The following is a 12,138-nucleotide window of genomic DNA, read 5'->3' as shown; positions in this document are numbered from 1 at the left end:
AAGAAACCCTTCACATCACCGCTACGGCTTTTTGCCAGCATTCACTCAGGCAAACTTGCTCGATATTCTTTTTAAATGCAATGACAGGGAAAGGTCAGTGCAGTCCAGCTTCTAGGCCAGGACTTTTCAGGGACGAACAAGGATGATTCATGAGCGGTTACGTACTTAACCCGCCAAAGGACTATAGATACGGCGGCGTAGAACCTGTTGATACTCATGCCCTGCATTGGGCTGAATACAAAGAACTCCCACCTAAAACAGCCGTCCTAGCTGAACCTATTGGGTGCGTGTTCGCCAAGAGCTGCAACCTTCCAGACGGCGTAATCGACCACAAGAAATCCGCTGGGTTTGTACCTGTCGAGAAACTGGCTGACTATGGTCTGTGGGCAGTAATGGCTAATGGTGGAGCAATCACAGCGGAAGGTGCATCGCTTCAGTTGGTAGGTGGTTCTACCACTGGCAGTGCGATTGCCAAACGGCTCGGCGGGTCACTTCTACTTACCCTGTTGGAGAGTGCAGGAGCTGCAGCGACAGGTGCTGCTGTGGACACCATCGCACTACTGATGCCTAACACTAGCCTCTCACCCGATAGCGCTTTTACAAAGATGATCAGTACGCGAGTCTTGATGGTGGCCGAACCCGCGTGCGGGTCAATGTAAAAACCTTGCCGGACGGCTCCGTTAATGCCTATGGCTTCTACACGGGTGGCAAGAAGGACTGGGAAAATGTTCCTGTCTTCAAGGCCAAGAAAGACGGCGAGAACTACGTTACAGATATCGGCAACGGAATCGGCCTCACCTCGACGTCGGCAACAAGTCCCGATGGGATACTGGGTATCCCTGCCTTGGAAGATGCCCCGCAGCTAGCCTCCGTATGGGTTTATCCGCCAACAACACAATCTGACACGCTACTGGCGAACCCTACACATCCCCCTGAGTTCCAAGACGCAATCATTTGGTTCCCTGACTCAGGAATTGAGCCAATCTACATCGTGCTCAGCACTCAGTTGGAGGTCAACAAGGCCGCTGGCGATGCATTTGAGGAAGAATCTTACGTCGACTTCTCCGAGGAAATGGAGGAGTCAGGGCAGCAGGTGACAGTCAAAAAAAGTCGGGCACAAAAACTCGGCTCGACATCATTGGCAGAGACAAGGACGGTGAAATCGCATGTGTTGAATGCAAGGCATCTGACACAGCACAGCTAACCCGAAACCAGAAACCAGAAACCAGAAACGAGCGTTCCCATAAATCGAAGAAAGCGGCGGGATCATTGTCGGCAAAGGCAAGCCGGGCTTTCCTGGTGGGGCAGTCATTCCACCTACTCGTGTAGACATCTTGCGTCCGAAGTAAACTAACCGAATTTTAGAAGCCGTGATGTCAGTAACAGACGTCCAATCCATTGATATATCGGGCATCCCCAAGTGGGACAACAACAAGATTGTTCTCGGTATCTCTGACCACCTCGCTTGGGGTGATAAATCCGAGCAAGGCAAGCACCTGCAATTGCTCCAGGACAAGATCAATACTTATGTAGCTTTTATTGAGAGCGGCGAGATTTACACGGAGATTCCGGGGGCGCTGGGTAAGTCTCCCATCATCCGTGTTCAGGGCAAATATGAGCTGCCAGAACAAGGAGAGTTCTTCATTGATCGCGCTGCAGAGGTGCTGAAGGAAGCTGGCATTGGGCTTGAGTTCGTACTCAAGCAAGACGACGTATAAGCGTCCGACTTCCTCCATACGTACTGATGAAATAGCTCAAGGAAGGCGAACGGGGAAAATTTTTTCCTGAACGTTGTACAACAAAAAAGGGCCGTCAAAGACCCCTTCGTATTCAATCAAAAATCACTTGGTCAGCCATGACTCGACGGTGTCGGAACCATGCTTAGCTTTCCATTCTTTTAGACCTTTATGATTGCCACCCTTAGTCTCAATAACCTCGCCAGTATGAGGGTTCTTGTAGACCTTCACCTGGCGAGCTTTCCGGGTGCTGGCTTTCGTCGCTGCTACCGGAGCGCGACGGCCTGCTTGTGGATCTAGCAGGTTGATCACGTCCTTAAGGCTGTAGCCGTATTTTGCGAGCAAATCACGCAGCTTCGTTTCGAATTCGATTTCTTTCTTAAGGCCCGCATCACCTTTGAGCGCTTCGAGCGCTTCGAGCTGTTCGGCGAGGTGTTTTTCGAGTTGGCGGAACTCTGCGAGTTTGGACATGACTGATCTCGTTTTGATAATTAACTAAGAGTGTATTGCAGATCCGGAATTTGTGCTTGGATCGTAGCGCGGCAAAAATTACCCCGCTGATAATTATAAGTAAACTTTAATCTGGAATAGTTCGATAGAGATCGGTTACCCCCCCCAAAGCGGCTGAGTTCGCCAGCCCCAGCAATGTCGCCACATCGAGGTTCAACTCAGTCATCGACATCCGAGGCGAGAGAAATCGGTTCAATCAGATGTGGGCCCTGGTTACGGACGTTACCCACATCCCTGCTCACCTTGTACCAGTGAAGATCGGTAACAGGCCTGCAGTGCTCCATTGCTATTTCTCGAGCTCGGCCCGGAGAGGTGTCGGGATCTATCCATTCGCGCGCGTACTCAGGTGCCAAGACCAAGGGCTTGCGGTCATGGATATCGACCATACCTTGGTCACTCGCAGCGGTAATGATCACAAAGCCGTCTCGATCATCCGGCTCGAGGCCTTCGTGCACCTCAGCCAAACCCGCAAAGAACATCGGAATCTGCTCTTTCAGCGTTATGAAATAGGGCTGTTTTTTCTTTGGATCATCTTCGTCCTTGACCCATTCGAACCACCCGTTCGCCGGCGCGAGTACGCGACCATTTGGCCAGAGCTGATTGAAAAATTTCCCGGTCATGACAGTCTCGACTCTCGCGTTTATTGGGTCAGGCCGCTTTCCTTTCGCCCAGAACGGCGCCCATCCCCACTTAACCTTATCGACACTCAAGCCCTCTCCCGCTGGCCGGAAGATTTCCACTCGCGTCGACGGCGCAACGTTGTACCGCTCGACGGCCCAAAGGTCATAGCCATTGATCACCAGCTGCTTTGGCGCAAGCTCCTTGAGGTAATGATCCATCGATTCGTAGATCGAGTAGCGTCCGCACATGGTGTCACCCGTCGAATTGTCGTACCTATGAGATTGACCGCAAGCGAACCAAATCGTTAACTGTATGCATGTACAGTTAACCTCGAAAGGCTTGCATTATGAGCGTCACCATCCTCGGCCCTCTCGCGTCTGGCGGTAGGAAGCTGCCTCTCTATTCATTTAGGGTGCCGGCGGGCTTCCCCTCCCCTGCGGCTGATCACATTGAAAAACACATTTCCCTCGATGAGCTCTTCGACATCCGCGCGCCGCACGTGTACCTGGTGAGAATTGATGGAGACAGCATGCAGGGCGCCGGCATCTATTCAGGGGATCTGGTGGTCGTTGATCGGAGCGTCGATGCGGTCAGTGGCGATATAGTCATCGCAGCGCTTAATTCCGAGCCATTCTGCAAACGCCTGCTTTTGCAGGAGAACGCCGTGATGCTTTTGTCAGAGAATTCAAAATACCCGGCAAGGCATGTCATGGAGGGCGATGAGCTGGTGATCTGGGGTGTGGTGAAATACAGCGTGCGCGATCATGAAAACACTTGAGCCAGTCTTTGCCCTGATTGACTGCAACAGCTTCTATGCGAGCTGCGAGCGAGTGTTCAGACCCGACCTGGCAAAGACGCCTATCGTGGTGCTGTCCAACAACGACGGCTGTGTGATTGCGCGCAGCTACGACGCCAAGCCTTTCGTGAAAATGGGCCAGCCGTACTTCCAGATTAAAGACCATCTACGCCGGCATGGAATCGTGGCCTTCAGCAGTAATTACGCTCTGTACGGCGATATGAGCGAACGGGTCATGACGATCATCGAATCGATGGTGCCAGCGCTCGAGGTCTACAGCATCGATGAAGCGTTTGCCGATCTCACTGGCCTCCCAGGCGATCTATCTGCTTTTGGGCGACACGTGCGCTCCTCTCTCCTCAAGCGCACGGGAATTCCAGTCGGGGTGGGTATTGCCCGCACCAAGACGCTGGCGAAGCTGGCAAACCATACCGCCAAAAGGCTGTTGGATATCACCGGCGGCGTGGTCGATCTCTGCGACCCGTTCAAACGCGACTGGACGCTGCGTAACACCGATGTTGGAGAAGTTTGGGGAATCGGCAGGCGCATGAAAGCTCACCTAGAAGTGATGGGCATCAAGACGGCCATGGATTTAGCGAAAGCTGATCCGACGATGCTTCGCCAGAAATACAGTGTGGTGATCGAGAAAACTGCTCGCGAGCTTGCCGGCACCTCGTGCTTGGAATTAGGTGATGCTGACTCACCCAAGCGAGAGATTTGCTGTAGCAGGATGTTCGGCACCCGGCTCATGCAGATCGAGCCGATCAAGGAGGCCGTCGCCACCTACACCCAACGCGCGGCGGAGAAGCTCAGAGCGCAAAACTCGCTGTGCAAGAAGATCCGCGTGAGTATCAGGACAGGCATGTTCAATCCCGAAGAAGCGAAGTACGCGAACGGCGCACTGGTCGAACTCCCCTACCCGACAAACGACGTTCGACTCATGACCAAGGCTGCAACCGAAGCGGTCAATCGCCTCTTCCGACCGGGCTTCAAGTACAGCAAGGCGGAGGTTCTGCTGATGGATCTACGACAGCCAGGGGAATTCACAGATGATCTGTTCGCGCACTCGCAGCCGGTGATGGCAGACAAGGTCATGAGCGTTCTGGATGAGATCAATGGCCGCTGGGGAAAGGGAGTTCTACGAGTTGCCAGTGTTCCGGTGGCGCCAAGTTGGGCGATGCGTCGGGAGCGGATGAGTCAGAGCTACACCACGAAGGTGGATCAGCTGTGGACGGTGAAGGCTATGTAGCAGGGCAGTACTATGCGTAAACGGGATATCGTAACCATCTGTTTACGACCCAAAGCAGACCAGCACTCTACGGTTGCTCAGTCCGTGTCCATGGCCCACTAAACGGGCCATAGCGCTATCAACGATTATCCGTATTTCAGCGTTTCAAAAAAAACGACTGCTTCCTCCACAAAGGCTTTGAGGTTGGCAGTTCGTTGTCGGTCAGCCATGTACACAAGACTAAGCGGCATTTAGGCCCTTCAAAGTCATTCAAAATAGGCACCAAAAGCCCAGCGGCGATTGGGTCGGCAAGTGTATCTTCAACGCCGAGGACAATCCCAAAGTTATTTATGCCGGCGGTAATCAGCGGTCGCATATCTTTCACCGATAACCGGACAGCAAGTGCCATGCTTGGCGTCAATCGAAAAAATGCAGATACTGCCAATAAGCCAGCCGAACTTTATGGAGCGCCTGATGGCACGGAAGCAAAAAAGCAGCCTAGGCATGTCGAGCGCGGTGATCTTGATACTGATATTGGTCGTGGCCTTCGCAGCTGCCCCATCTAATATGCGGCTCACAGGCGTATTTTTGGCCGGAATCGCTTGCTTTATCTGGCTGATAAAAAAGTCTCTCACAGAGTCACCGAAGCGCCCTCCTCTCCTTAAAACGAATATCCTAGCCGACTCATTAGGTCAGACCGCCTCCTTGTCAAATCACGAGCAAAAAACTGAAATCAGCGTTGATGTGATCAGCGGAGACCGCGCTGGCTCAGATTTCCATACGATCAGGGTGAGCTCGCCTGAGCAGCAATTCACGATTCCCAAACCTAAAACCCTAACCCCGAAAGCGCGATGGATTGGAAAAGATGAAACCATCATCGTCGGTGGACAGGCTCTTAAGGTTGGCTTGGTGTATTTCATTGAGAGAGCAGATCGGGCGCTCAACCAAGAGCCCTCGCTGATTGACGGCGAGTTGACTGTGCACGCTGCGCGTGTGGATCTCACTGAGAAGCTAACCGGATATTGGCCGAGTTACAGCAGCATTTCTCCTGCAGCACGACGTGGATACCTGCAATGGCTGTCCGAGGGCCGCTGTGCACCCAGTGTGGATATAGGGTATGTCTTCATCTTCTTTTACGGTCTCGAGCGTCGGGCCATCGTTGACTCAATTACAGATGAGGCCGCGCGCTCGGAACTCCCCACCATCGCAGCGGAGATTGAGCGTCTTAAAACCCTCTACGGGGACAACTCATCGTTTCGAAACTACGCGTCGAATCTGCTGAACCACATCCAACTCATGAATGTGGAACCGCAGATGTACTTGAATGCACCGCCTCGATTTGAGTCGAATGGCTTTGAACTGCCGATTGCGCTACGACTGGCATTAGGCCAAATGGCTTTGGACAAACATCCCCTGAACGCGGCGTGGGCAATGGCTTGGGTGCAGTCAGACCCTAACATCAGCCGCCGCACTGCTGTGAGCAGATGCGCGGATCAGTTTGCGCAGCTGTTCGTGGCCCGATATTCCGCCCTTTATCCGAAGGGCCTTGTGCTTACCCAAAATAAGACTCTGCTCAAAATCGCCTATCGATCCGCCTCTTCGCGCTTGAGTGCTCCCGAAATTGCGTTGGGTGATATACCGGATGTTTCCGCTACGTCGGCAACGCGTAACAAGCTGCAGGCTATAGTGGACGAGTGCACGATAGTCCTCGACCCATACAGCAGATACCTAGGTCGTAACCCTGAAGGAGCCTCAAATCTGGAGGGTATCCTGCAACTGCCCGTAGCCCTATGGCCGGCAGCGGCGAAGGATGCAATCGCTGAACTGCAACTCCAAGTCGGGGATGAGCAGTTGGTGATGACTTTTGGGGATCTGGCAGGTCGCTTTGGATCTTCAGGAGCTTTGCCTCGTGGAACAATTGTAGCCTTGGCTAGAGCCCTCGAGTCTTTGAATATCGGCTTTGAGCCAGATGTACTATCCGGTAGCCGTACTCCCAAAAATTCGGACACGATCGTATTGTTCGCGACGAGTGACGATGATGGAAGCCTACGGACAACTTCGGACTATCACGCTGCTGTAGTAACACTGGATTTGGCAAGCGCGGTTGCGGCCGTAGATGGTGAAAGCTCAAGCGATGAGATGACCCAGCTAGGGCGGCATATCGATTCCTGGAGTCATCTTCGCGTATCTCATCAGAAACGGCTCAAAGCCCACCTGCAAATCCAAATTCTTCAGCCGCCTACACTGGCGAGCCTAAAGAAAAAGTTAAGCCCTCTGAGTGCCGACGCCAAACGCACCATAGCTGGGTTCCTAGCTCATCTCGCTCAAGCTGACGGAAACGTTTCGCCTCAGGAAGTCCGGCTGCTGGAACGCGTGTATAAAACACTTGAGCTGGATCCACAGCTGCTTTACGGGGACTTACACGGCGCGGCCATCACCCCTTCTAGGAATTCTTCCGCCGCGTCCGCACTTGGTGCCTACCCTAGTCCCAAACAGGCCGGTGGTACGCCAAGCATTAATGATGCCTCCCAAGGCTTCAATTTGGACATGGACAAAATTGCGCAGCTCCAACGCGAGACGGCAGCGGTTTCAGCATTGCTGGCAGAGGTATTCAATGATGAATCTCCAGAACCGCCTATCGTGAAAGTCAGTATCAGGGATCAGCCGAGTGATCATACGGCGACTGTGCATGGGCTCGACACAGAACACTCAGCGTTTCTGCGAATGATCGTGTCACGCCGAGAATGGAGCCGCCAAGAGCTGGAAGATGTTGCCACTGATATGGAACTCATGCTGGACGGTGCTCTCGAGCACATCAACGACATGGCGTTTGAACGGTTCGACATGCCAGTCTCCGAGGGGGATGACCCCATCGAGATCAACCCAGATATCCTGGAAGAATTAGCCTTATGAGCACGATACGCCCCAAAGATCGCGATGCGGTCATCCAGTCATTGCGAGCCGGTGTAGTTCCTCGTGCGGGCCAACATCTTATTCAGGTGGGTCGAGCAAAAGAGCTGGACGCTCTTCTGAAAGACATAGATCGACTAGCTGACGGCGGCTCCGCTTTTAGGGTCGTTGTAGGCGAATATGGTGCGGGGAAAACCTTCTTTCTCAACCTTGTCAGAGGCATTGCGATGGAGCGAAAGCTGGTCACAATGCACGCCGATTTGAATCCCGACCGTAGGCTTCATGCATCCGGAGGACAAGCACGCTCCCTGTATGCCGAGCTCGCTAAAAACATGTCCACCCGGACGAAACCGGACGGTGGCGCGATGCAGGGTATTGTTGAGAAATTCATTTCCCAAGCCAAATCTGAAGCCAAAACGCGAGGTGTCGAGAGCGAAATAGTCATTCGCGAATTTCTGGCCGAACTCACTGAGATGGTAAACGGCTACGATTTCGCCGACGTAATTGCCAAATACTGCCAAGGGTTTGAACAAGGCGACGAGCAGCTGAAGGCAGATGCCATTCGATGGCTGCGAGGAGAATTCACTACTAGAACAGATGCTCGTGCGGCGCTTGGTGTCCGAACAATCATTGATGACGCATCGGTCTACGATCAGTTGAAGTTGCTGTCGCGGTTCGTCCGGCTTGCAGGGTTTAGCGGCCTCATGATTTGTCTGGACGAGCTTGTGAACCTGTACAAGCTAGCGAACACCCAGGCACGCAACGCCAACTACGAGCAGATCTTGCGGATTTTAAATGATTCCTTACAAGGCTCCACTGAGGGTCTAGGTTTCGTCCTCGGCGGTACACCAGAGTTTTTGATGGACACGCGTCGCGGGCTTTACAGCTACCCTGCCTTGCAGTCACGGCTTGCTGAAAACACGTTTGCCAAATCTGGATTGATCGACCTGTCCGGGCCCGTAATCCGCCTGAGCAGCCTGACTCCGGAAGACTTCTACGTACTGCTTCAAAAGCTGCGTAACGTTTATGCCTACGGCGACCCGGACAAGTATTTGATGCCAGATGAGGCAATTCCTGCATTCATGTCGCACTGCAATCAACGATTGGGGGAAGCCTACTTCCGGACGCCACGTACGACTATTACGGCGTTCATCAACTTGCTCGCCGTACTGGAGCAGAACCCCGGCGCGGACTGGCGTGCATTAGTAGGCTCTGTCCAGATTGCTCAAGACGACGGCGCCATGCAGGATCTAAGCATCGAGGCAGACGATGAGCTCACCAGTTTCAAACTCTGAATCCTCGTCTTTCGAGCGCCTGCATCCAGCCGTCCAACAATGGGTTTGGGCCCAAGGATGGACAGCATTGCGGGACGCCCAGGAATGGGCGATTTCAGCGCTAGTCGATGCTGACCGGGATGTGATCATCGCCGCCTCAACAGCTGCGGGTAAAACTGAGGCCGCGTTCCTGCCCATCCTCACAAACCTGATGAATCACCCCGACCCTGCAGGTGCTGTCCTCTACATCAGCCCACTGAAGGCACTCATCAACGATCAGTGGGACAGACTGAGTCGACTGTGTGAGCAACTGGATCTCCCTGTTGTGGCATGGCACGGCGATGTGTCAGCAAGCAAAAAACACAAGTTTCTCAAGTCTCCTAAAGGCGTTCTGCTGATCACTCCTGAGTCTCTGGAAGCATTGTTCGTAAACAGGGGCTCTAGTTTGGCCGGGCTTTTCCAGAACCTGCGTTACATCGTGGTCGACGAGCTACATGCTTTCATTGGCAGCGAGCGTGGTAAGCAGCTCCAGTCATTGATGCAGCGTGTAGAGCTTGTCGCCGGAAAGGCCCTACCCAGAGTCGGGTTGTCCGCCACGCTGGGGGATATGTCACTCGCGAGTGAGTTTCTCAGGCCCGGGCACCCTCAACGGATTCAGGTGATTGAATCAAAATCATCCGGTCAAAATCTTCAGGTGCAAGTGCGTGGCTACATGATGCCGCCCATGCAAAAGCTCCGCCAAGTACAACTACCAGCCGCTGACGGCGACCAAGACATCGATGGAGACGAAGAGGAAGACGAATCTGGCTCCAGGCATGCCATCGCTGCGCACATGTACAAAGTGCTGCGCGGCAGTAACAACCTGATATTCCCCAACAGCCGGCAAGAGGTGGAGTGGTACGCGGATCGGTTGCGGCGGCTCTGTGAGATCAGCGGGATGCCCAATGAGTTTCTTCCCCATCACGGCAGCCTATCGAAAGACCTGCGAGAAGACACGGAGCGCGCGCTCAAGGCCGGTACGCCTCCAGCATCCGCTGTATGCACCACTACGTTGGAGCTTGGGATAGATATAGGCAACATCAAGACAGTCGTCCAGATAGGCTCTCCGCCATCAGTCGCAAGCCTGCGCCAACGTCTAGGTCGGTCAGGTCGCCGGAACGATGAACCGGCTACGCTCCGGGCGTACTGTCAGGAACGTGAGCTTACAGATCAATCGTTGCTATCTGACCTACTTCGCCAAAACCTCGTCCAAACCATCGCCATGATCAGGCTGCTGACTGGCAACTGGTTTGAGCCGCCTAGAGCTGAGGGATTGCATGCCTCGACATTAGTACAACAAATTCTATCAGTAATCGCACAGCAAGGAGGAGCCAGCGCGGCGCAGCTATGGGGTGGTCTGGTTGAAAGCGGGACATTTAAAAGCATTTCCAAGCCTGACTTCTTTGCTCTACTGAAGGAGCTCGGCGTGAAGAAACTGATCGTGCAGGACAGCTCAGGTCACTTACTACCGGGAGAAGTCGGCGAACGGCTGATCAACCATTACGAGTTCTATAGCGCCTTCACCAGCGATGAAGAATTCAGGCTTATCCGCGAGGGCAAGCCACTTGGGTCAATACCTGTCAGTCGGCCTCTAATGAAGGGACAGCGGATTATCTTTGGTGGCCGGCGTTGGCGCGTACTGGATGTAGATATAGAAAAAAAGGTGATCGTCGTAACCGCCGCTCGGGGCGGTCAGCCACCCCAATTCGACGGGCTTGGTGCGATGGTACATGACCATGTGAGAGAGGAGATGCGGGCCGTACTGACCGAAACTACGCCCTGCCCCTTCATCGATAGCAAAGCGCAGCAGCTAATGAGCGAAGCCCGTAAATCCTTCAGATCTCTCGGGCTAGCAAATGAATTCACCTACGGCTCTGACTCGAAAACTCATTTGTTGACTTGGCGTGGCGACCAAACCAACGACGCTCTAGTGCTCATGTTCAACTATGTAGGACTGTCTTGCGAGAGCTCGGGCCTTGCATTGTCGCTCGGCGGCTCACAAAAAAGTGTCGCTGACGCCCTCGCAAGAATTGCGGAACTGGATCCCGACGATATTGAGGCGTTACTGGATGGAGTCGAGAATCTAATAAAGGAGAAGTGGGACTGGGCTCTCCCCCGCTCCCTGCTCATGAAATCCTATGCGTCATCTCAGTTGAATTTCAAAGGTGCAGTAGAGTTTGCAAAGTTGTTTACTACTCGATGGCTGCACGGTGGAAACGCATTCGAAAGCCCGACCGTCCACTAGCGGTAAGCTGACCTAGCGCAGGTGGTGCACATGCGTAAATCCGGCCGCCTGGCGAGAGCAAAGTCGGAACCTGTCAATCGTGCGAAGGCGTTTGGCTGTTAGCTTCATTTTACGGTTAACAGCTGTCCTTGAGCATGGCGGGATTGTGGTTATTACTTAGCAAGCGGAGCGCTCAGGCCGATTAGGCCGAAGGCGTGAAGGATGGACGCCCGGAGGGCCGGGACATGGCGGGACGCCGGGCCCGGTTCACGACAGCCTGGCCGCTAATAGCGGCTCGCCCCCCCGACAAAAAGTCAGTCAGTCGTCACGGTTACAACTGAGTAATGCCAACGGCATGGGCCGAACACAATGTGCTGAGCCACTGCCCTCTGAAAAGGCTGCCAGGAGCCCCGCACCTCTCACAAGTTTTCAGCGAAAGCCCGGCTGCCAAATCAACTGCTCCACGGCGGTACGCATCCCCACCGTCATAAAATAAATGAAGCTCGCCAAATTTAGATTTGATCTGGGCGACAGTCACCCGCATGACGTCAGGATGCCGCGTTAGATGCGACTGCAAGGTATCGCGAAGAGCCAAGAGAAGACCGCGCCAACCCGGACACAGTAGATCTCATCGACACTAGGATCCGAGATGGTGGGAGCGAGAGTCTTCTGAACTATCTAAAGACGGCAGAACCGCAACCGGAGCAACCGTGCTGAACATGGACATGAACAATATTCCTTCAAACTCGTAATTTCGCGGATCATCAGATAGAAACCACTAGCGGCCAGCAGCCTTCTCG

The 12,138-nt window shown here is 53.7% G+C and carries 11 protein-coding genes; 8 read left to right on the top strand and 3 right to left on the bottom strand.

Going from position 1 to position 12,138, the window contains the following annotated elements:
- Window positions 1–149: 149 nt before the first annotated feature.
- The 3 genes from ACA043_RS14775 (at window position 150) to ACA043_RS14765 (ending at window position 1,718) form a co-directional block, all read left to right on the top strand.
- The gene (locus tag ACA043_RS14775; RefSeq protein WP_497659587.1) at window positions 150–659 is read left to right on the top strand and encodes a hypothetical protein; all 510 of its coding nucleotides are present in this window, start codon (window positions 150–152) and stop codon (window positions 657–659) included.
- Complete coding sequence (locus ACA043_RS14770) at window positions 644–1,204, top strand: S-type pyocin domain-containing protein (protein ID WP_497659586.1); 561 nt, start codon at window positions 644–646, stop codon at window positions 1,202–1,204. The genes ACA043_RS14775 and ACA043_RS14770 overlap by 16 nt, the downstream gene beginning before the upstream one ends.
- A 169-nt stretch (window positions 1,205–1,373) precedes the next feature.
- Complete coding sequence (locus ACA043_RS14765) at window positions 1,374–1,718, top strand: DUF6572 domain-containing protein (RefSeq protein WP_497659585.1); 345 nt, start codon at window positions 1,374–1,376, stop codon at window positions 1,716–1,718.
- A gap of 123 nt (window positions 1,719–1,841) precedes the next feature.
- On the opposite strand, the gene ACA043_RS14760 is transcribed toward ACA043_RS14765, so the two are convergent.
- Together ACA043_RS14760 and ACA043_RS14755 are read right to left on the bottom strand one after the other, a co-directional pair.
- The gene (locus ACA043_RS14760; protein ID WP_497659584.1) at window positions 1,842–2,207 is read right to left on the bottom strand and encodes a histone-like nucleoid-structuring protein, MvaT/MvaU family; all 366 of its coding nucleotides are present in this window, start codon (window positions 2,205–2,207) and stop codon (window positions 1,842–1,844) included.
- A gap of 197 nt (window positions 2,208–2,404) precedes the next feature.
- Window positions 2,405–3,115 carry an SOS response-associated peptidase family protein gene (locus ACA043_RS14755; RefSeq protein WP_497659583.1) on the bottom strand — a complete coding sequence of 237 codons (711 nt, stop codon included), beginning with the start codon at window positions 3,113–3,115 and terminating at the stop codon, window positions 2,405–2,407.
- A 98-nt stretch (window positions 3,116–3,213) separates the two neighbouring features.
- Between ACA043_RS14755 and ACA043_RS14750 the strand changes: the two genes are divergently transcribed.
- Both ACA043_RS14750 and umuC read left to right on the top strand, forming a co-directional pair.
- Entirely contained in the window at window positions 3,214–3,645 is a 432-nt protein-coding gene (locus ACA043_RS14750) for a LexA family protein (protein WP_497659582.1), read from the top strand.
- Window positions 3,632–4,912 (top strand): translesion error-prone DNA polymerase V subunit UmuC, encoded by a 1,281-nt coding sequence (umuC, locus tag ACA043_RS14745; RefSeq protein ID WP_497659581.1) that lies wholly within the window; start codon window positions 3,632–3,634, stop codon window positions 4,910–4,912. The genes ACA043_RS14750 and umuC overlap by 14 nt, the downstream gene beginning before the upstream one ends.
- 136 nt (window positions 4,913–5,048) lie before the next feature.
- Here the strand turns inward: umuC and ACA043_RS14740 are convergent, their stop codons facing one another.
- Window positions 5,049–5,300, bottom strand: a complete 252-nt coding sequence (locus tag ACA043_RS14740) for a hypothetical protein (protein WP_497659580.1) — start codon at window positions 5,298–5,300, stop codon at window positions 5,049–5,051.
- 65 nt (window positions 5,301–5,365) lie between these two features.
- Here ACA043_RS14740 and ACA043_RS14735 point away from each other — a divergent pair, with 65 nt between their 5' ends.
- Genes ACA043_RS14735 through ACA043_RS14725 form a run of 3 tightly spaced genes read left to right on the top strand, consistent with a single transcriptional unit; the run spans window position 5,366 to window position 11,359 of the window.
- Entirely contained in the window at window positions 5,366–7,804 is a 2,439-nt protein-coding gene (locus ACA043_RS14735) for a tellurite resistance TerB family protein (RefSeq protein WP_497659649.1), read from the top strand.
- Window positions 7,801–9,096, top strand: a complete 1,296-nt coding sequence (locus ACA043_RS14730) for an ATP-binding protein (protein ID WP_497659579.1) — start codon at window positions 7,801–7,803, stop codon at window positions 9,094–9,096. The genes ACA043_RS14735 and ACA043_RS14730 overlap by 4 nt, the downstream gene beginning before the upstream one ends.
- Window positions 9,071–11,359 (top strand): DEAD/DEAH box helicase, encoded by a 2,289-nt coding sequence (locus ACA043_RS14725; protein ID WP_497659578.1) that lies wholly within the window; start codon window positions 9,071–9,073, stop codon window positions 11,357–11,359. The genes ACA043_RS14730 and ACA043_RS14725 overlap by 26 nt, the downstream gene beginning before the upstream one ends.
- Window positions 11,360–12,138 lie beyond the last annotated feature (779 nt).

This window comes from Pseudomonas sp. LBUM1648 (genome assembly GCF_059716145.1).
This window is presented reverse-complemented; position numbering and strand designations above follow the sequence as displayed.

What these genes read in the sequence shown, in the direction of transcription:
- umuC (WP_497659581.1), top strand. Translation starts at nt 3,632, where the DNA reads ATGAAAACACTTGAGCCAGTCTTTGCCCTGATTGACTGCAACAGCTTC.
- ACA043_RS14740 (WP_497659580.1), bottom strand. Translation starts at nt 5,300, where the DNA reads ATGGCACTTGCTGTCCGGTTATCGGTGAAAGATATGCGACCGCTGATT.
- ACA043_RS14735 (WP_497659649.1), top strand. Translation starts at nt 5,366, where the DNA reads ATGGCACGGAAGCAAAAAAGCAGCCTAGGCATGTCGAGCGCGGTGATC.
- ACA043_RS14775 (WP_497659587.1), top strand. Translation starts at nt 150, where the DNA reads ATGAGCGGTTACGTACTTAACCCGCCAAAGGACTATAGATACGGCGGC.
- ACA043_RS14725 (WP_497659578.1), top strand. Translation starts at nt 9,071, where the DNA reads ATGAGCTCACCAGTTTCAAACTCTGAATCCTCGTCTTTCGAGCGCCTG.
- ACA043_RS14730 (WP_497659579.1), top strand. Translation starts at nt 7,801, where the DNA reads ATGAGCACGATACGCCCCAAAGATCGCGATGCGGTCATCCAGTCATTG.
- ACA043_RS14755 (WP_497659583.1), bottom strand. Translation starts at nt 3,115, where the DNA reads ATGTGCGGACGCTACTCGATCTACGAATCGATGGATCATTACCTCAAG.
- ACA043_RS14765 (WP_497659585.1), top strand. Translation starts at nt 1,374, where the DNA reads ATGTCAGTAACAGACGTCCAATCCATTGATATATCGGGCATCCCCAAG.
- ACA043_RS14750 (WP_497659582.1), top strand. Translation starts at nt 3,214, where the DNA reads ATGAGCGTCACCATCCTCGGCCCTCTCGCGTCTGGCGGTAGGAAGCTG.
- ACA043_RS14760 (WP_497659584.1), bottom strand. Translation starts at nt 2,207, where the DNA reads ATGTCCAAACTCGCAGAGTTCCGCCAACTCGAAAAACACCTCGCCGAA.